General features: G+C 72.7%; 14 protein-coding genes. 6 read left to right on the top strand and 8 right to left on the bottom strand.

Annotated elements, in window-relative coordinates:
- Complete coding sequence (locus Pma05_RS10030; RefSeq protein WP_203857055.1) at window positions 1-1,059, bottom strand: AAA family ATPase; 1,059 nt, start codon at window positions 1,057-1,059, stop codon at window positions 1-3.
- Window positions 1,060-1,471: 412 nt separating this feature from the next.
- Between Pma05_RS10030 and leuS the strand changes: the two genes are divergently transcribed.
- From leuS to Pma05_RS10015, 3 genes are all read left to right on the top strand, one after another.
- A complete protein-coding gene (gene leuS, locus Pma05_RS10025) occupies window positions 1,472-4,315 on the top strand; it encodes a leucine--tRNA ligase (RefSeq protein ID WP_203857054.1) in 2,844 nt (947 codons plus the stop codon).
- A gap of 323 nt (window positions 4,316-4,638) precedes the next feature.
- Entirely contained in the window at window positions 4,639-6,120 is a 1,482-nt protein-coding gene (locus Pma05_RS10020) for a pentapeptide repeat-containing protein (RefSeq protein WP_203857053.1), read from the top strand.
- A 302-nt stretch (window positions 6,121-6,422) separates the two neighbouring features.
- Window positions 6,423-7,013 carry a hypothetical protein gene (locus Pma05_RS10015; RefSeq protein ID WP_203857052.1) on the top strand — a complete coding sequence of 197 codons (591 nt, stop codon included), beginning with the start codon at window positions 6,423-6,425 and terminating at the stop codon, window positions 7,011-7,013.
- Between the two features lie 174 nt (window positions 7,014-7,187).
- Here Pma05_RS10015 and Pma05_RS10010 read toward each other — a convergent pair whose 3' ends face one another.
- From Pma05_RS10010 to Pma05_RS09980, 7 genes are all read right to left on the bottom strand, one after another.
- Window positions 7,188-9,431 (bottom strand): xanthine dehydrogenase family protein molybdopterin-binding subunit, encoded by a 2,244-nt coding sequence (locus Pma05_RS10010; RefSeq protein ID WP_203857051.1) that lies wholly within the window; start codon window positions 9,429-9,431, stop codon window positions 7,188-7,190.
- A 13-nt stretch (window positions 9,432-9,444) separates the two neighbouring features.
- Complete coding sequence (locus Pma05_RS10005) at window positions 9,445-10,461, bottom strand: FAD binding domain-containing protein (RefSeq protein WP_203857050.1); 1,017 nt, start codon at window positions 10,459-10,461, stop codon at window positions 9,445-9,447.
- A complete protein-coding gene (locus Pma05_RS10000; protein ID WP_203857119.1) occupies window positions 10,448-10,975 on the bottom strand; it encodes a (2Fe-2S)-binding protein in 528 nt (175 codons plus the stop codon). Before Pma05_RS10000 ends, Pma05_RS10005 begins: the two co-directional genes overlap by 14 nt.
- Window positions 10,976-11,443: 468 nt before the next feature.
- Window positions 11,444-12,244, bottom strand: coding sequence for a TVP38/TMEM64 family protein (locus tag Pma05_RS09995; RefSeq protein WP_372441448.1), 801 nt, complete (start codon window positions 12,242-12,244; stop codon window positions 11,444-11,446).
- Window positions 12,187-12,921 (bottom strand): type 1 glutamine amidotransferase, encoded by a 735-nt coding sequence (locus Pma05_RS09990; RefSeq protein ID WP_203857118.1) that lies wholly within the window; start codon window positions 12,919-12,921, stop codon window positions 12,187-12,189. The genes Pma05_RS09995 and Pma05_RS09990 overlap by 58 nt, the downstream gene beginning before the upstream one ends.
- 13 nt (window positions 12,922-12,934) lie before the next feature.
- Complete coding sequence (locus Pma05_RS09985) at window positions 12,935-14,182, bottom strand: Mur ligase family protein (RefSeq protein ID WP_203857117.1); 1,248 nt, start codon at window positions 14,180-14,182, stop codon at window positions 12,935-12,937.
- 240 nt (window positions 14,183-14,422) lie between these two features.
- Window positions 14,423-14,593, bottom strand: a complete 171-nt coding sequence (locus Pma05_RS09980; RefSeq protein WP_203857048.1) for a type II toxin-antitoxin system Phd/YefM family antitoxin — start codon at window positions 14,591-14,593, stop codon at window positions 14,423-14,425.
- Between the two features lie 34 nt (window positions 14,594-14,627).
- On the opposite strand from Pma05_RS09980, the gene Pma05_RS09975 reads away from it, so the two are divergent.
- The 3 genes from Pma05_RS09975 (at window position 14,628) to mraZ (ending at window position 19,715) form a co-directional block, all read left to right on the top strand.
- Window positions 14,628-15,860, top strand: coding sequence for an RNA-guided endonuclease InsQ/TnpB family protein (locus Pma05_RS09975; RefSeq protein WP_203857047.1), 1,233 nt, complete (start codon window positions 14,628-14,630; stop codon window positions 15,858-15,860).
- Window positions 15,861-15,889: 29 nt separating this feature from the next.
- Complete coding sequence (locus tag Pma05_RS09970; protein ID WP_203857046.1) at window positions 15,890-18,874, top strand: DEAD/DEAH box helicase; 2,985 nt, start codon at window positions 15,890-15,892, stop codon at window positions 18,872-18,874.
- 409 nt (window positions 18,875-19,283) lie between these two features.
- The gene (gene mraZ / locus Pma05_RS09965) at window positions 19,284-19,715 is read left to right on the top strand and encodes a division/cell wall cluster transcriptional repressor MraZ (protein ID WP_107261385.1); all 432 of its coding nucleotides are present in this window, start codon (window positions 19,284-19,286) and stop codon (window positions 19,713-19,715) included.
- Window positions 19,716-19,725: the final 10 nt, after the last annotated feature.

Below are 19,725 nucleotides of genomic sequence, written 5' to 3'. Positions count from 1 at the left end.
TCACCGCCTCCGCGGCTCGTACTGGGAGCGCCCGGTGCCGTCCTCGGACGACGGCCGGGTGTCGTACGGCGAGCGCTGCCGCTCGTGCGGCAGGGCCAGCCGGTGCACCAGGTCGGAGACGATCGCGTCGGTGGTACGCCGGGCGAGCTGCGCGTCCGCCGTGGAGATCACCCGGTGCGCGAGCACCGGTACGGCGAGTGCCTGGAGGTCGTCGGGGAGGACGTAGTCGCGGCCCTCCAGCGCGGCGACCGCCCGGGCGGTGCGCAGCAGTTGCAGGGTGGCCCGAGGTGAGGCACCGAGCCGCAGGTCGGGAGCCTCCCGGGTGGCGGTGACCAGGTCGACGGCGTACTGCTTGACGGCGTCGGCGACGTGCACGTCGCGTACCGTCGCGATCAGTTTCCGGACGGTGGCGGCGTCGGAGACCGGCCGCAGCTCGTGGATCGGGTCCCGGCCGCCGTGCACGTCCAGCATGGCCAGCTCGGCCCCGGGGTCGGGGTAGCCCATCGCGATCCGGGCGGTGAACCGGTCGCGCTGCGCCTCCGGCAGCGGATAGGTCCCCTCCATCTCGATCGGGTTCTGGGTGGCGATCACCATGAACGGGGTCTGTAGCTCGTAGGTGACGCCGTCGACGGTGACCTGCCGCTCCTCCATGCACTCCAGCAGCGCGGACTGGGTCTTCGGCGAGGCCCGGTTGATCTCGTCGCCGACCACCAGGTTGGCGAAGACCGCGCCCGGCTTGAACTCGAAGTCGTGCGTCTCCTGGTTGTAGACGCTGACCCCGGTGACGTCGCTGGGCAGCAGGTCGGGGGTGAACTGGATGCGTCGGACCGAGCAGTCGATCGACCGGGCGAGCGCCTTGGCCAGCTTGGTCTTGCCGACGCCGGGTACGTCTTCGATCAGGAGATGGCCCTCGGCCAGCAGGACGGCGAGTGCGAGCCGGACCGTGGCGGTCTTGCCCTCGATGACCTCTTCGATGTTGGCCACGATCGCGTCGCTGGCGGCACGGAACTGGTCGCTCGGCAGTGTGCCACCCAGTTCGTCCCAGGTCTGTTGAGTCACGGGCCTCCTCCTCGTCGGTCACGGCCGCCGCCTTATAAGAGTCCTTGGGCCGGCCGTATGGTTCGCGGGAGAATACGTCTGTCCGGAGTAACCGGATCACCCGCATCACTCAGGCTAACCGTATTCGGCGGGAGAGCCGAGCACACCCGAAGAGCCCGGGGTCGGATCCTCCGGCCGGTATCGGGTGCGACACCCCGACCGGGGGCGCGGTACGATGGCCGCATGTCCAGGGTCCACCTGCTCCTTAGCGAGCCGTGCTGACGCGACAGACAGCGACAGCGCGGCCACCCCTCCTGCGTGAGGGGCTTTTTTATGCCCGGAGAACGGACCCGGCCCACAAACCTGAATTTCGGTGCTCAGCCAGCTCGGTCGACCAGGGCGGAGCGACGAGGAGACGTAGCGAGGAGACGACATGACGACCGAGGCAGCCGAGCCGGCGGCGGACATCCCGCCGTTCCGGTACACGGCCGAGCTGGCCGGCGAGATCGAGATCCGCTGGCAGGACCGGTGGGCCGAGCGGGGCACCTTCCGGGCGCCCAACCCGGTCGGGCCGCTGGCCGATCCCGGCCATCCCCGGGCGGACGCGGAGAAGCTGTTCGTGCTGGACATGTTCCCGTACCCGTCCGGGGCGGGGCTGCACGTCGGGCATCCGCTGGGCTACATCGGCACCGACTGCTACGCCCGCTACCAGCGGATGGTCGGGCGGAACGTGCTGCACACGATGGGCTTCGACGCGTTCGGGCTGCCCGCCGAGCAGTACGCGGTGCAGACCGGCACCCACCCCCGGACCACCACCGAGGCGAACATCGGCTACTACCGGTCGCAACTGCGCCGGCTGGGGCTGGGGCACGACGACCGGCGTTCGGTGGCGACCATCGACACCGACTACTACCGATGGACCCAGTGGATCTTTCTACAGATCTACAACTCCTGGTACGACAGCGTCGCCGCCAGGGCCCGGCCGATCGCCGAACTGGTCGCCGAGTTCGAGGCGGGCACCCGGGCCACCCCGGACGGGCGTGGCTGGGCCGAGCTGTCCCCGACCGAGCGGCGCCGGATCGTCGACGACCACCGGCTGGCGTACGTCTCCCAGGCGCCGGTCAACTGGTGCCCGGGGCTGGGCACCGTGCTGGCCAACGAGGAGGTGACCCCGGACGGGCGCTCCGACCGGGGCAACTTCCCCGTGTTCAAGCGCAACCTGAAGCAGTGGATGATGCGGATCACCGCGTACGGTGACCGGCTGATCGAGGACCTGGACGCGCTGGACTGGCCCGAGCCGATCAAGCTGCAACAGCGGAACTGGATCGGCCGGTCGACCGGCGCGCACATCGAGTTCCCGACCGCCGCCGCGCCGATCCGGGTCTTCACCACCCGGCCGGACACCGTCTTCGGGGCCACCTACATGGTGCTGGCTCCGGAGCACCCGCTGGTCGAGTCGCTGGCCGCCGACGCCTGGCCGGGCGGCACCAGGGACGCCTGGACCGGCGGGCAGGCCACCCCCCGGGCCGCCGTGGACGCCTACCGGAAGGCGGCCGGGGTCAAGACCGACATCGAGCGGCAGGCCGAGAACCGGGAGAAGACCGGCGTCTTCATCGGGGCGTACGCCAGCAACCCGGTCAACGGCGCGCAGATCCCGATCTTCATCGCCGACTACGTACTGGCCGGCTACGGCACCGGCGCGATCATGGCGGTGCCGGGGCAGGACGAGCGGGACTGGGAGTTCGCCGAGGTCTTCGAGCTGCCGATCGTGCGTACCGTGCAGCCGCCGAAGAACTTCGACGGCAAGGCGTACCCCGGGGAGGGCCCGGCGATCAACAGCGCCGCGCCGGACGGCGGCCTGGACCTGGACGGGCTGTTCATCGCCGACGCCAAGGCGAAGATCATCGAGTGGCTGGAGGCGAACGGGCACGGTTCCGGCGCGGTCACCTACCGGCTGCGGGACTGGCTGTTCAGCCGGCAGCGCTACTGGGGCGAGCCGTTCCCGATCGTCTACGACGAGCAGGGCAACCCGGTCGCGCTACCCGAGTCGATGCTGCCGGTCGAGCTGCCCGAGGTGGACGACTTCGCGCCGCGCACCTTCGACCCGGAGGACGCCGACTCCGACCCGGAGACCCCGCTGTCCCGGCGCAAGGACTGGGTCGAGGTCGAGCTGGACCTGGGCGACGGGCCGAAGCGCTACACCCGGGAGACCAACGTGATGCCGCAGTGGGCCGGCTCCTGCTGGTACGAGCTGCGCTACCTGGACCCGACCAACCCGGACCGCTTCGTGGACCCGGCCAACGAGCGGTACTGGATGGGCCCGCAGTCGCCCGGCGACCCCGGCGGCGTCGACCTGTACGTCGGCGGCCAGGAGCACGCCGTGCTGCACCTGCTGTACGCCCGCTTCTGGCACAAGGTGCTGTACGACCTGGGCCACGTCTCGTCCTTCGAGCCGTACCGCCGGCTGTACAACCAGGGCATGATCCAGGCGTACGCCTTCCAGAACGACCGGGGCGGCTACGTCGAGGCCGCCGAGGTGGAGGAGGTCGACGGGAAGTACTACTTCGGCGAGCAGCAGGTCACCCGGGTCTACGGCAAGATGGGCAAGTCGCTGCGGAACGTGGTGACCCCGGACGAGATGTGCGAGGCGTACGGCGCCGACACGTTCCGGGTCTACGAGATGTCGATGGGCCCGCTGGACGTCTCCCGGCCCTGGGAGACCCGGGCGGTGATCGGGGCGTACCGGTTCCTGCAACGGGTCTGGCGCACGATGGTCGACGAGCAGACCGGCGAGCTGCGGGTCACCGACGCGCCGGCCGACGAGCAGACCCGGCGGCTGCTGCACCGGATCGTCGACGGGGTCCGGGGCGACCTGGACGGCATCCGGATGAACACCGCGATCGCCAAACTGATCGAGCTGACGAACGGCCTGACCAGGCTGGACGCGACGCCCCGCGAGGTGGCGGAGCCGCTGCTGCTGATGCTGTCGCCGTTCGCCCCGCACGTCGCCGAGGAGCTGTGGCAGCGGCTGGGGCACGCCGAGTCGCTGGCGTACGAGCCGTTCCCGGTGGCCGACCCGAGCCTGCTGGTCGCCGAGACGGTGACGTACCCCGTGCAGGTCAACGGCAAGGTCCGGGGCCGGGTCGAGGTGCCGGCGGAGGCGGCCGAGGAGGCGATCCGGACGGCCGCGCTGGCGGCGGTCGCCGACCAACTGGCCGGCCGGGAGCCGCGCAAGGTGATCGTGGTGACTGGCCGGATGGTCAGCGTCGTCGCCTGACCTTGCCCGACCTTCCGCCGGCAACCCGCCGCCGTCCGCCGTCTCGTCGGGAACAGGTTGTCCGGCCGGCGACCCGCCGCCCGACAACGCCGCGAGTCCCCGGCGACCTGGACGCCAGATGCGTTACCCAGCACCGGTAGCGCACCTGGCGTCCAGGTGACCGATCCGACCTGCCGGCCGCCGGCGATGTCGGCAACGTGCGGTCCGGCGCAGCGGCCCGCCGATGGCGGTCGGAGTTGCCGGCTGCGGCTAGCGTCCGTTCCGGCACCGGCGGGTCGGTGGTGCCGGTGATCGGAGCAGTCGGGGAAGGGGAGCGGGCGGGCATGGCGGATCGGGACCTGGACGAGCACCGGGCGGACCTCGTCGCGCTGGCGGAGGGCCAGCCGGCCGACCGGCTCCCGGCGGTACGCCGGCTGCTGGCCCGCGCCGACGCCCGGCCCGAACTCCGACAGCCGGTGGCGGACGCGATCTCCGAATATCTGCGGGCCACCGGCCCAGCGGATGGTTCGATGCTGCGGGCGGCGTCCGGCGACGACGGGGAGACCGAGCCGAGGCGGGCCGTCCTCGACCTGCTCGCCGGACGACTGCGCCCCGGTGACTCGGGACCGTGGCCGGGGATCAGCCTCGACCTCTCCGGGACGACCCTGGTCGACGTCGACCTGCGCGGCTGCGAGCTGGCCGAGGGACGGTTCGCGGACACCCGGTTCGTCGGTACGGCGTCGTTCGAGGGGGCCAGGTTCGACGGCGAGGCGCTCTTTCCGCGTACGGTCTTCGAGGGCGACGCCCGGTTCGACGGCGTCCGCTTCGGCGCCGAGGCGGTCTTCGGTCGGGCCCGGTTCCGGGGTACGGCCGGGTTCGCCGGGGCGGAGTTCGGCGGGATCGCCTGGTTCGGGCGGGGTGAGGAGACCCTCTGGGAGGACGATCCGGCCTGGGAGGTGTTCGAGGAGTTCTCCCCGCTGCCCTGGGACGAGCCGAACGAGACCGATCCGCGGTGGCCGGTCGCCGTGCTGGTCGAGGACTACCAGGACTGGGAGGAGGGCGGCGACGGGGCGCGCTTTGCCGGGCCGGTCTCGTTCCGGGGTGCCCGCTTCACCGGCCCGGCCTGGTTCTACAAGGCTCGGTTCGGTGCGGCGGCGGACTTCCGGGAGGTCGAGTTCGCCGCCCGGGTGCACCTGGACCAGCCCGCCGTGGAGCTGACCGGCGCACACTGGTCCGACGAGGACGGCGAGGACGGATACGGCGAGACGTACTGGCCGCTGGGCTGGGCGGTGCGGCCCGACACCGGCCGGCTGGTGCCGGACGACGACATCCGCCCGTACGCCCGGCAGCTCGCCGACCCGGACCCCGACACTCGGCGCACCGGCCTACGCCTGCTGGCCGAACTCGGCGACACCCGTCCGGAGCTGCGGGAACGCGTCACCGACGCGCTCTGTGCCTATCTGCGTACCCCGCTGCCATTCCCGGTCGACGGCGACCTGAACCCCGCCCAGGCCGAGGAGCTGCGGCTGCGCCGGGAGGTCCAACAGGTGCTCGCCGAGCGGCTTCGCCCGGCCGCCGAGCCGTACTGGCCGGAGACCAACCTCTGGCTCTGCGGCGCCACCCTGGTCGACCTCGACCTGCACGGCGGTGCGGGCGGGTACGCCGAGTTCGTCGGGGCCCAGTTCCACGGCGCCACCAGCTTCGCCGGCTGCCGCTTCGCACGGGCCACCTTCGATCTCGGCGGAGGCAGCGGAGTCGCCACCTTCCACGGTCCGGTCGACCTCGCCGGGTCCCGCCTCGGCACCCGACCGCCCCTCGTCGGGTAGCTCCGGGCCGCAGCGGGGCGGCAGCGCGACCTCGCCCGTACGCGCCGCTGCCCTGGCCGCGGTCGCCGAGCAGTTGGGCGGCCGGGAGCCCCGGAAGGTGATCGTGATCCCGGGCCGGATGGTCAGCATCGTCGTCTGAGCCCGCCGGTCGGTTCCCTCGACGCAGCGCCCGCGACCTGCCGAACTGGCCCTCCGGCGACGGCCGGACCCGCGTCGGGTTCGACCTGCCCGTAGCCTGACCGCGTTATATTTCCCGCATTGACGAGGATGGAGGCGGTGTGCGGGCAGCGAGGACGCTCGGAGTGGCAGCCCTGCTATTCGTGCTGTTGGCGGGTTGTGCGGAGGAGTCACCACGAGACGCGGGTGCGACCGGGGCGGTGGACGACACTCTGCGCGTGTCGGACTGCGTGGCTCCCGGAGGCCCTGATGCCACCAGCGAGAGCTGGCGCGAGGTCGCGTGCGACGACGCGGCCGCGGTCGCGTCGGTGATCAGCGTGGACGTCGGCGGTCTGGGCATGGCCGGCGCGTTGGCCGAACCAGACTGTCCGGCCGGAACGGACCATGTCGTGCGGGTCATCCGGACTCAGCAGGGGAGTGCCGCCGGCTTCACCTTCGCGTGTGCCCGTAACCTCAAGCCGCCACATCCCGGCGATCCGGGTGAGGGCGGCGGGCCCGGCATCGTTGTCGGTGACTGCGTCTCGGAGCCACGGTTGGGCCCGGTCGAGGAGACCCGCTGCGACGGCACCGGCGAACGCAAGCCGACGCACCGGATAACCCAGATGATGGTCGGGGCGTGTCCGCCAGGGAGTGACGCGACCTTCACGATCGGCGGCCAGCGGTCAGGTGCTCCGGACCCGTCCAGCCAACGGGTGGCCTGTGCGGAGGCGCTCTGACGGCGGTTGGATCCGTTGTCTGTCGCAGGTCCTCGGCGTGTCGACGCCATCGTGGTGCTCGACGAGGCCCGCTTGATCACCTTGACTGAGGGTGTGTCGGGTGAGCGTGACGGCCCGCCAAGGGCCGACTCGAAGGACGAGAAGGCCGCCTCGAAGGATGAGAATCGATTCTCTTCACAACAGGTCTTCGACGGTGATCGGCAGGTGCCGGATCCGCCGCCCGGTGGCGTGGTGCACGGCGTTGGCGATCGCGGCCGAGGTGCCGACGATGCCGATCTCGCCGACCCCCTTCACCCCGAGCGGGTTCACCACCGAGTCCGGCACCTCGATGGTGTCGATCGTGATGTCCGGGACGTCGGCGTTCACCGGCACCAGATAGTCGGCGAGGCTGGCGTTTGCCCAGCGCCCGGTGTGCGGGTCCATCCGGGTCGCCTCCAGCAGCGCCTGGCCCAACCCCCAGAGCATCCCGCCCATCAACTGGCTGTGCGCGGTTCTCCGGTTGAGTACCCGGCCCGGGGCGAAGACGCCGACCAGCCGACGTACCCGGACCAGGCCGAGGTCGGCGTCGACGGCCACCTCGGCGAACTGGGCCCCGAAGGTGAACATCCCGTGCCCGCCACCGTCCGGCGGCGTCGGCTGCCAGACGCCGAGCGCCTCGACGTCCGGCATGTGGTTGCGTCGCAGCAGCTCGACGTAGGTCTCACCGGTCTGCGGTGAGTCGCGCAGGCACATCCGGCCGTCCCGGACCACTATCCCGGCCGGGTCGGCGTTGTGCAGCGGGGACCGGGCGTCCGCCACCGCCTGCCCGACGAGCTGGTCGCGCAGCCCGGTGCTGGCCAGGTGTACGGCGGAACTCGTCGCGCCGGAGCCGGCCGAACCGACCGCGGCGGCGATGTTGGGCAGGTCGGTGGTGCCGCCGACGAACCGTACCCGGTCGAACGGCAGGCCGAGCCCGTCCGCCGCGACCTGGGTCATCGCGGTGAGCGCCCCGGTACCGAACTCGGAGATGCCGGCCTCGACGACCGCGCTGCCGTCGGCGTACATCCGGGCCCGGGCCCGTTGCGGGTTCATCGGCGCGGCGACCGGGTAGGCGGCGCTGGCCATGCCGGTGCCGACCAGCCAGTCACCGTCCCGGCGCGCTCCGGGGCGCGGGTCGCGGCCGGACCAGCCGAAGAGTTCGGCGCCGCGCTGGTAGCACTCCCGGAGTCCCTTGCTCGACCACGGGTTGCCAGTGCTCGGGTCGACGTCGGTGTGGTTGCGCAGCCGCAGCTCCAGCGGGTCGACCCCGATCTCGTACGCCAGCTCGTCCATCGCGGACTCCAGCGCGAACATCCCGGTGGCGGCGCCCGGTCCCCGGGTGAAGGTCGGGGTGATGGTGTTGCCCCGGGCCAGCCGGTAGCCGCCTGCGTAGGTGGCGGCGGCGTACATCACGGCGGGCGCCTCCAACGAGGTCTCGGCCCAGTCGTCGTAGTGCGAGGTCAGCGACGTCTTGTCGTGGCGCAGCGCGCCCAGCCGGCCGTCCCGGTCGGCGCCGAGGCCGATCCGCTGCTCCTGCTCCTCGCGGTGCCCGCAGGAGTGGAACATCTGCTCGCGGCTCAGCACCAGCCGGACCGGCCGGCCGACCCGCCGGGCGGCGAGCGCGGCCAGGGTCGGATGCGCCCAGATCAGCGCCTTGGCGCCGAAGCTGCCGCCGACGTAGTGGCTGACCACCCGGACCATGGTCGGCGGCAGCCCGAGCAGTTCGGCGACCGAGAGCTGGGTCGCGGTCGGCCCCTGGGTCGCGTCGTGGAGGGTCAGCCGGTCCAGGTCGTCCCAGACCGCCGTGGTGGTGGAGGGCTCGATCGGGTTCTGGTGGTTGGCCGCGAACCGGTACGTCACGTCGAGCCGTACCGCCGCGTCCCGGAGTCCGGCCTCCGGGTCACCCCGGGTCGGGTTCCGTCCCGGCAGCAGCCCGCCGAAGATCTTCGCCGGCTCGTACGTCTGGTCGCGCCCCTGGTCGAGCAGGGTCACCGAGGGCGTCTCGGCGTAGTTCACCTGGACCAGGGTGGCCGCGTGCTCGGCCCGCTCGACGGTGTCGGCGACCACCATCGCGACCGGCTGGCCGGCGTAGTGCACCACGTCGTCCTGCATCGGGAAGAAGCTCTGCCCGTGCGCGGTCAGCCCGAACAGCGACGGGAACAGCTTCGGCCGGGCGGCGACCCGGGGCAGGTCGAGGTGGGTCAGCACCGTGAGCACCCCGTCCGCGACACTCGCCTGCCGGCAGTCGATCCCGATGATCCGGCCGCTCGGTACCCGGGCACCGACCAGTACCGCGTGGGCGAGGTTGGGCAGGTTCAGCTCGCCGGAGTACCGGGCCGCGCCGGTGACCTTGGCCCGGCCGTCCACCCGGTCGAGGGCCGCCCCGAGCACCGGGCTCATCCGCGTACTCCGTTCACGGCGGGTTCCCGTCGTCGCTGACCATCCGGGCGTCGCCGGTGACCGTGCGCAGCGCACGGACGATCGTGCGCCGGCCCAGCTCGATCTTGTACGCGTTCATCCCGTGCGACACCGCGTCGGCCAGTTCCGCGTCGGCCGCCGCCCGGAACGACTCGACCGTGGCCGGGGCGCCGACCAGCACCGACTCGGCCCGACGGGCCCGCCACGGCTTCGTCGCGACCCCGCCCAGCGCCAGCCGTACGTCGGTGACCACTCCGGCGTCCAGCGACACGGCGACCGCCGCCGAGGCGAGCGCGAACTCGTACGACTCCCGGTCCCGCACCTTCAGATAGTTCGACGTACTCGCCATCGGCAGCGGCGGGATCTCCACGGCCACCACGAGTTCGCCGTGCGCGACCGGGTGCTCGCGGTCCGGGGTCTCCCCGGGCATCGGATAGAAGTCGTCGGCGGGGATCTGGCGGTGTCCGGCCGGCCCCTGGGTGAGCACCACCGCGTCCAGCGCGACCAGTGCGACGGCCAGGTCGGAGGGGTGGGTGGCGATGCAGTACTCGCTGGTGCCGAGGACCGCGTGGCCGCGGTTGACACCGGTCATCGCGGCGCAGCCGGTGCCCGGCTCGCGCTTGTTGCAGGGCGCCGCCACGTCCCGGAAGTAGCCGCAGCGGGTCCGCTGCATCAGGTTGCCGCCGATCGACGCCATGTTGCGCAGTTGCGGGGAGGCGCCGAGCAGCAGGGCCTCGGAGACCATCGGGAACCGGCGCCGGACCGGCAGGGCCTGGGCGACGTCGCTCATCCGGGCGACGGCACCGATCCGTACCCCGCCGCCGGGCAGCTCCTCGACCTGGCGCAGCGGCAGGTCGTTGATGTCCACCAGCCGTTTCGACCGGGCGACGTGGATGCGTTGCAGGTCGACCTCGGTGGTGCCGCCGGCCAGGAACGTGCTGTCCGGGTCGGCCGCGACCGTCCCGATCGCGGTGGCCACGTCGGCCACCCGGGAGTAGCTAACCGGCCGCATCGGGCCCACTCGTGCCGGCCTCGTCCCGGACCTGCCGGATGGCGGCCCGGATGTTCGGGTACGCCGCGCATCGGCAGATGTTGCCGCTCATCCACTCCCGGATCTGCGCGTCGTCCGCGGCGTGCCCCTCGGCGAGGAACGCCACCGCCGACATGATCTGGCCCGGGGTGCAGTATCCGCACTGGAAGGCGTCCTGGCTGATGAACGCCTGTTGCATCGGGTGCAGGTGCACCCCGTCGGAGAGCCCCTCGATCGTGGTGACCTCGCGGGTCTCGCAGGTGATCGCCAGGGTGAGGCAGGCCAGTACCCGCCGCCTGTCCACCCAGACCGTGCAGGCACCGCAGGCGCCCTGGTTGCAGCCCTTCTTGGTGCCGGTGAGGTCGAGTCGGTCGCGGAGCGCGTCCAGCAGGCTGACCCGGGGCTCGACCAGGATGTTCCGGATGGTGCCGTTGACGGAGAGCCGGACGACGACCGCGTTCGGGCCGCGTACGACGGCGGTGTCGGCGACCTCCACCGCACCGGCTGTCTCGGCGTACGACTTCACCCGTCACCTCGCTGACCATCGCTTCGCGGGGCACCGCCCGGCGGGAACACCCACCGCCGGGACCGGGGGTCGCCCGGCCCCGGGGTGAGGCTCGACCAGCCGTCCTCCGGGGGCTGCCGCTCGGGAGGGCGGTGGTGCCCATCAGCCTATCGACGAACAGTCCTTATAGGGCAAATACCGCGAAATGCACGATGTCGAAGCCGTCGTGCAGCCGGGCGGGCGGCGGCGAGTACCAATGCGCCCGACGGGGACAGTGAACCTTTTCAACCTCCCCTTGCGGTCCGTCAGACCGCAGGGTCGGACGCGGTGTGTGAGCGCCGCGCGGTTCAGGTTGAGAAAGGTTCAGCGCGCGGGCAGGTTCGGCTGGCAGCTTACCGACTGCGTCGACACCATGATCGACCGCCCGCCGCCCGCCGCCCGCCGCCCGCCGCCCGCCGGCTACTCCGGGTTCGGCGCCGGTCGGTCGGCCCGGGAGGGCTGGAGGCCGTCCGCGACGCGTCCGGGCCGGCGGCTCTCCCTGGCGGCGCGTTCCGCCCGCCACCAGCGCACCGCCAGCACGACGCTGGCGACCAGACCCAGCGCGCCGGGGCTGACCGCCAGCCAGTTCACCTCGTCCGGCGAGACCGCCGCGGCGCCCACCGCCGCATACCCGAACGCGGACGGGGTGGCCGCCAGCAGGCTGCCGAGCAGGAACGGCGCCAGCCGCGCTCCGGTGGTGCCGTAGCCGTAGCTGATCAGCCCGAACCCGCCGATCGGGATCAGCCGTACGCTGACCACCCCGAGCACGCTCTGCCGGGCGAACCAGCCGTCGAGCCGGGCCAGCCGGCCGCGTACCCGTTCCGCGACGAACTCCCGACCGAGCAGCCGGCCGACCGCGAAGCCGGCCAGCGCGGCGAGCAGGGCGGCGCCCAGCGTGTAGCCGGCGCCGAGCAGCGGCCCGAAGATCGCTCCCCAGACCACCGTGAGCGCCGTCCGGGGCACCAGCGCGACCAGCAGCAGCGCCCCGCCACCGATCGCCGCGACCGGCGCGAGCGCACCGAGCCGGTCGGCCAGCCGGGGCAGCTCGGCCACCTCGGGCCGGGGCACCAGAAGCAGCGCCAACCCGAAGAGGCCGAGCACCAGGAGCAGTACGGTGAACCGCGCGACCGACCGCTGCCGGAGCAGCCGCCGGACGCGACCGATCACTGCCGGGCGGCGGCCAGGGCCGCGCTGCGTTCGGCCCGCAGCCGGTCCGACCAGGTGTCGTCCAGCGGCGGTAGCTGCTGCACCCCGATCGCCCAGCGCAGCAGCAGGTCGGCCAGGGCCGGGTTGCGGGCCAGCGCCGGACCGTGCGAGTACGTGCCGAGCAGCTTGCCCCGCCACGCCCCCTCGGTGTTGCCGTCGTTGCCGATCCCGGTGCTGACCCGGGCCAGCGCGGACACCCCGGGGCCCAGGTGGGTACGCCCGCCGTGGTTCTCGAAGCCGCTCAGCGGCGGCAGCCCGAGCCGGGGGTCGATGGCACCGGCGAGTTCGCCGACCGCCCGGGACGGCCCCCGGTCGGAGTGCAGGTCGAGCAGGTCCAGGCCGGCGCACTTGGTGCCCTTGGCGAAGAACGAGCCGCCCAGCAACTGGTAGCCGGCGCAGACCGCGAAGACCACCGAACCCTGCTCGGCGGCCCGGCGCAGCCCGCCGTCGGCGATCAGCCGCTGCGCGCCCAGCGCCTGCGGACCGTCCTCGCCGCCGCCCAGCAGATAGATGTCGGCCGAGATCGGCAGCCGCTGGTCGGAGCGGACCTCGATGCACTCCACCGGCATGCCGCGCAGCCTGGCCCGGCGTTCCAGGATCAGCATGTTGCCCCGGTCGCCATAGGTGGAGAGCAGGTCCGGATAGATCCAGACGATCCGCAGCGTGCTCTCTCCGCCGGCCGGGCCGGCCATGCGGTAGGCGGGATCAGTTGACACGGTCCAACTCCGCTCGGATGTCCTGGAACGCCGTGTAGTTGGCGATCACCTCGAGCCGGCCCGGCGGGACGCTCGTGATCGCTTCGGTGAAGGTCCGGACGTGCTGGAACGGTACGCCGTTGACGTCCAGCCGGACCGCGAGGTCGTACGCCCGGTCGCCGGTGATCAGCACCTGCCGGCCGCGCAGCGGCGCGAAGTCGACGTCGAAGAGCCAGGAGGTGTCCAGCCCGTCGGGGTCCCGAGCGTTGATCGAGAGCAGGGTCGGCGCCTCCTCGGCCATGTCGAACGCCTCCAGCCAGCTCGCCGGGTTCTTCGCCAGCAGCAGCCGGACCGTGCGACCGTCCTTGGCCACCTGGGCGTACCGGCCGGCGACCGAGGCGACCCCGCCGAGCCGGGACACCGCGTCGGTCGGGCGTACCCCGAACTCGGCCGCCACCGCCAGCGCGGTCGCCGCGTTGCCGAGGTTGACCCGGCCCGGCAGTTGCAGGACCACCTTGTGCCAGTCACCGGCCGGGTCGACCACCCCGTCGTCCTCGACCACCCACTGCGGCTCCGGCCGGCGCAGCCAGCAGCCGGTGCACCACCACTGGTCCGCCATCCGCTCGATCGGGGAGCCGCACTCGGGGCAGACCCAGGAGTCGTCGTGCCAGCGCTGGCCGGCGCTGAACCAGATGACCGGTGCCGGGGCCACCTGCGGGCTGCGGGTCGCCGGTGGGGTCGCCGCCCAGACCACCATCGGGTCGTCGGCGTTGGCGATCACCCGGATCGACGGGTGCCGGACCAGCGCGGCCCGCCAGAGCTGGGCCATCATCGCCACTTCCTTGGCCCGGTCGAGCTGGTCCCGGGAGAGGTTGAGCAGGGCCACCACCCGTGGCTCGGTCGCCTCCAGCACCTGGGCCAGGTAGTGCTCGTCGACCTCCAGCACGGCATAGGGCGTGCTGCCGGCCTTGGCCAGCGCCGAGGTGTGCCCGGTGGGCATGTTCGCCCCGAACGAGTTCGTCGCCACCCGGCCGAGTACGCCGACCGCCGCCGCGGTCAGCCGGGTGGTGGTCGTCTTGCCGTTGGTGCCCGACACCAGCGCGATGGCCCGGCCGGACGCCAGGTGGGCGAGAAGATCAGGATCGATCTTGAGACCGATCCACCCGCCGATCACCGAGCCGTCACCCCGGCCCGCCGCCCGGGACAGAGCCGCGGCGGTGCGCGACACCGAACTGGCCACCTTCGCCCGGAGAGGCATCTTCCCGTCCGTCACGCGAGCGAGGTTACCGGACGGCGCCGGGCGGGTGACCGTCGCACGAAAGTACCCGGCGCCGCCGGGCCGCTTCCCGGCCCCGCCGCCCGGTATCGGCGGCGGAATCCGACCCCGGTAGGCACCTCACCGGGGTAACCGGTTGCTACCGGAATGCGGGCCAGTGCTTCGCCTTCAGGCGGGGGTGAAGGCACGCGCTCGGAGGGCCGCCAAGGCCCGAGCAGTGCCCTAACCTCGCGCCTGCTCGTGCTGCTCGGCCACGGGCACTGGCACGACAGCGGCGATCCGGCGGCCGTTACGGGTCACGTAGAAGGTCTTGCCCTGCACGGCGGTGTCGTTCAGAACCTGGGCCAGGTTCTTGCGCAGGTCGGCCACACTGATCTCGGTCAAGTCGGTCATGGCGATTATCGTACATTGCTGTACTCTGTTGTACGTGCAGCTTCGTTACAACCACCGCGTCTATCCGACGCCCGGCCAGCAGATCGAGCTGGCTCGGGCGTTCGGGTGCGCGCGAGTGGTGTTCAACGACGGGCTGCGCGCCCGGCAGGAGGCCCGTGAGCAGGGCTTGCCGTACGTCTCGGACGTCGAGCTGTCCAAGCGGGTCATCACGCAGGCCAAGCTGACGCCAGAACGGGCGTGGCTGGGCGAGGTGTCGGCGGTGGTGTTGCAGCAGGCGCTGGCGGACCTGAGCACCGCGTACCGCAACTTCTTCGCCTCGGTCTCGGGCAAGCGCAAGGGCCGCGAGGTCGCGCCGCCGAGGTTCCGGTCACGCAAGGACAACCGGCAGGCGATCCGGTTCACCAAGAACGCCCGGTTCAAGGTCCTCGACAACGGCAAGCTCAGGCTGCCGAAGATCGGGGACGTCGCCGTGCGCTGGTCGCGTTCGCTGCCGTCGGACCCGTCGTCTGTGGCGATCATCAAGGACGCGGCCGGCCGGTACTTCGCCTCGTTCGTCGTGCGGACCATGGATGAGCCGTTGCCGCCCGCAGAGTCCGAGGTGGGTATCGACCTGGGCCTGACCCACTTCGCGGTGCTGTCGGATGGCACGAAGGTTGCGGCCCCGAAGTTCCTGCGTCGCGCGGCCCGCAATCTCAAGCGGTTGCAGCAGGCACTCTCGCGTAAGCAGAAGGGCTCGGCCAACCGCGGGAAGGCCGTCGTCAAGGTCGCACGGGCGCACGCCCGGGTGGCCGACACCCGGCGGGACTGGCAGCACAAGCTCTCGACACGGATCATCCGCGAAAACCAAGCGGTGTACGTCGAGGACCTGTGCGTGACCGGTCTCGGCCGGACGAGGCTCGCGAAGTCCGTGCACGACGCGGGGTGGGCCAGTTTCACCGGCATGTTGGAGTACAAAGCCGCCCGGTACGGGCGCACGTTCGTCCGTGTGGACCGGTATTTACCGTCCACCCGTATGTGCTCGCAGTGCGGCCGTATCCACCAGAAGATGGTCCTCAACGTCCGAGCGTGGGACTGCCCCTGCGGAGCAGCCCACGACCGGGACGTGAACGCCGCCGTTAACGTGTTGGCCGCCGGACGGGCGGACAACTCAAACGACCGTGGAGCGCGGGTCAGACCACCAGCGATGGTGGCACCGCGCGGCGAAGCGGTAACCCACCCGGACGCCGCGTGTTCCACGCGCAGCGTGGAGGGAATCCCCGTCCTTTAGGGCGGGGAGGATGTCAAGCTGGGCGGCCGATGAACCCCTCCGTCGCGTCCGTGCTGCGGGCCCTCGCCGACCTCGCACCGGCCGCCCCCGAGCGGGTGCTCGACGTGACCCGTCCCGGCCAGCCGCTGATCTGGCTGGCCGATCCGGGATCCTGCCGCCGGTCCCGGGAGGTGGAGCGGCTGGCCGCGGCCGACCTGCTGCACCGGGACGAGCGGACGCTGCGCCGGGGCTGGGGTCTGGTCGCCGGGGTGGTCGAGACCGACGGCGGTACCCGGAAGGTGCGGTTCCCGCTGCTCAGCGAGCCGGTCCGGTTGGAGCGCACGCTGCGCGGATACCGGGTGGTCCCGGCCGGCGACTTCGAGATCACTCCGCTGGTCGAGGACCGCGACCTGGCCGCCCGGTTGGAGGCGGCGCCGGGCGTGGGCGGATCCGGGTGGCTCGCCAGTACCGGCGCCGAGGCGTGGTTGCGCGCCGTCGCCCGGGCGGCCGGCCAGCCGGTACGCGAGGTCGACCGGACCCGGCGTACCGGTCGGGCGAGCTTTCCGGCCCGGCCGCCGGTGCTCTACGTCTCGGCGGTGCTGTTCGGCGTACGGGACGTCGCCGGGCTGGCCCTCGGTGACCGGCTGCGCGCCTGGGCCGGCCGGCCCGACGTCGAGTCCTCCGCCCTCGCCGTGGTGTACGGCACCGCCGCCCCGGACACCCCCACCGCCCCGGACACCTCCACCGCCCCGGTCGACCCCGCCGGACCGGTCGACTCACCACTGCCGCTCAACGAGGCCCAGACCGAGGTGGTACGCCGGGTCCGGCACCAGCCGGTGACCGTGGTCTCCGGTCCACCCGGCAACGGGAAGAGTCATGCCGTGGTCGCCGCCGCCCTCGACGTGGTGGACCGGGGCGGGAGCGTACTGGTCGTCACCCAGTCCGGGCACGCCGCCGACGTACTCGGCGAACTGCTGGAGCGCTATCCGGGCCCGCGACCGGTGCTCTTCGGCGACGCCGAACGCCGGGCCGCGCTCGCGGCCTCCCTCGACGTGACCGGCTACGCGGAGGTGACGGCGGCGACCCTGGACGCGGACCGGGCCGCCGTGGCCGAGGCAGCCGCCGAGGTCGACCGGGTGACCGGCCAGCTCACCGAGCTGCTCGACCTCGAACTGCTGGCCGGCTCGGTCGAGCGCTGGGCGTCCACGGTCGGCGGGCTGCGGCTCGACGTACCCGGTGCCTTCGCGCCCGGTGCCGACCTGGTGGCGGCGGCCCGGGCGGCCGGCCGGGCTCGGGCCTCGGCGGGCGCGTGGTGGCGGCGCTGCCTGCCGGGGCCACCGGGTCGACGGCTGCGCCGCCGGCTCGGCGCGGCCCGGACGGTGTCGCTGGACCGGCTCGACGACGCGATCACGGCGGCCCGGGCGGAGGTCGCGGCGGCCCGGCTGGCGACCGTCGGCGGCGCCGACCCGGGTCCGTTGTGGCTGGAGCTGGCGGAGGCTCGGCAGCGGCTGGCGGCGGCGGTGGGCACCGCGATGCGTAATCGCAGCCGTGGCCCGGAGCGGCGGGACCCGGCCGGCCGGCGCAGCGCCGCCGCGCTGGCCGGCGCGCTGCGGGCGGGCCGCAACCGGCGCCGGGAACTCCTCGCCGAACTGAGCGGGGAGTCCCTGGTCCGGGCGCTTCCACTCTGGATCGGTACGGTCACCGACGTCGAGGAACTGCTGCCGCCGATCGCCGGGCTCTTCGACCTGGTGATCCTGGACGAGGCGTCGCACACCGACCAGATCCGGGCGGCGCCGGCCCTGGCCCGGGCCCGCCGGGCGCTGGTGGTGGGTGATCCACGGCAACTCCGGTTCGTCTCGTTCGTCGCCGACGTGGACGTGGCGGCGACCCTTTCCCGACACGGCCTCGACAACCGGGTCGACGTACGCCGGGTCAGCGCCTTCGACCTGGCTGCCGGGGCCGCCCCGGTCACCTGGCTGGACGAGCACTACCGCTGCGCCCCGCACCTGATCGAGTTCTCCGCGCACCGCTTCTACGGCGACCGGATCGCGGTGGCCACCCGCCATCCGGGCAACGAGACGGCGGACGTGATCGACGTGCTGACGGTGCCGGCGACGGGGACCGAGGCGGGGGTGAACCGGGCCGAGGTGGCGGCGGCGGTGGCCGAGGTCCGTCGGCTGGCCGAGGCGGGTCTGGTCGGCATCGGCGTGATCACTCCGTTCCGGGCTCAGGCCGACGCGCTGGAGTCGGCGCTGGTGGCCGCGTTTCCGGTGACCGAGATCGAGCGGCTCGGGCTGCGGGTCGGCACCGTCCACTCGTTCCAGGGCAGCGAGGCGGAGACCGTACTGGTGTCGCTGGCGGTGACCGATCCGGTCCCGGCCGGGCGGATGCGTTTCCTGACCGACCCGAACCTGTTCAACGTGATGGTCACCCGGGCACGGCGCCGGATGGTCGTGCTGACCTCGCAGTCCGCGCCGAACGGCCTGCTCGGCGACTACCTGCGGTACGCGGCGTCGCCGCCGGAGCCGCGCGGCGAGCCGGTCGCCGTTCCGGCCGTACCCGCCGGTGGTCCGGCGGGTGGCACCGCGTCGGAGACCGTGCCGGCCCGGCCGCCTGGTGCCGGGCCGACCGCAGCCGGAAGCCCGCCGCCAGCCTCGTTGGGCAGCCCGGCGCCAGCCGCGGCCGGAAGCCTGCCGCCACGCTCGGCTGGCAGCCCGGCGCCGGCCGCGGCCGGGAGTTTGGCGCCGGTCGGCTGGGCGGGGGAGTTGGCCGCGGAGCTGGCCCGGCTCGGGCTGCCGGTCCGGCGGCACTATCCGGTCGGGCGCTGGACGGTGGACCTCTGTGTCGGTGCCGGTGAGTCGGCGGTCGGGCTGAACTGTGCCGCCCACCCGGCCGGCCCGGCGGCACACATCGCCCGGCATCGGGCGCTGGTCCAGGCCGGCTGGGTGGTGGTCGACGCGTTCGCCAGCCGGTGGGGCGGCGATCCGGTCCGCGCCGCCCTGGACGTCGCGGCCCGCCGGCCCGAGCTGACCTGAGCTGACCTGGGCGTTGTCGGTCGCCGTCCGGCGCTGCCGTCCCGGTCGCTCCGCACCCGGTGGGAGGCGTCCCGAATTTTTCCTCCACTTTGCTCCCCACCCCGCTCCACAGGGGCCTTCGGGGCGGCCGGATGGATCGGAAAATAGGGTGTATGTCCGGGCGCCGGGCGTCCGGCGTACGGCTGTCGGATAGTGGACCTTCGCGGTGGGGGGTCCATTTCCCTCCACCGACGGCCACCCCTTCTGACGTGCGGTTTCATCCGGCGGACAGCCGGTCTTTCCGGGCGATTCTGGTTGCGGGTGGAGGGAAGTGGAGTAGAGTGGGGCGCGATGGGGGGCCGGGAGGGCCCGCCGGCCCGGGGGGCAGCGGCGCCGCGAACGTCGCTGGTAGGGCGAGGGGGTTGGGCCGGTGTTTCTCGGCACGCACACCCCGCGCCTGGACGACAAGGGCCGGCTGATCCTTCCGGCCAAGTTCCGGGACGAGCTGGCGGGAGGTGTCGTGATCACGAAAGGGCAGGAGCGCTGCCTCTACGTCTTCCCGATGCCCGAGTTCCAGCGGATCGCCGGGCAGTTGCGCGAACAGCCGATGACGCACAAGGCGGCCCGGGCCTACAGCCGGGTCTTCTTCGCCAGCGCGCACGACGAGATCCCGGACAAGCAGGGCCGGGTCACCATCCCGATCCACCTGCGGGAATACGCCGCACTGGATCGGGAGCTGGTGGTGATCGGGGCGAGCACCCGGGTGGAGATCTGGGACAAGCGGTCCTGGGAGACCTACCTCGCGGAGAGCGAAGAGGACTTCGCCGACATCGAGGAGGGGGTGCTGCCGGGCGGACTGTAGGGCGGCGCGT

It is taken from the genome of Plantactinospora mayteni (genome assembly GCF_016862935.1).
Lineage (GTDB): Bacteria > Actinomycetota > Actinomycetes > Mycobacteriales > Micromonosporaceae > Plantactinospora > Plantactinospora mayteni.
This window is presented reverse-complemented; position numbering and strand designations above follow the sequence as displayed.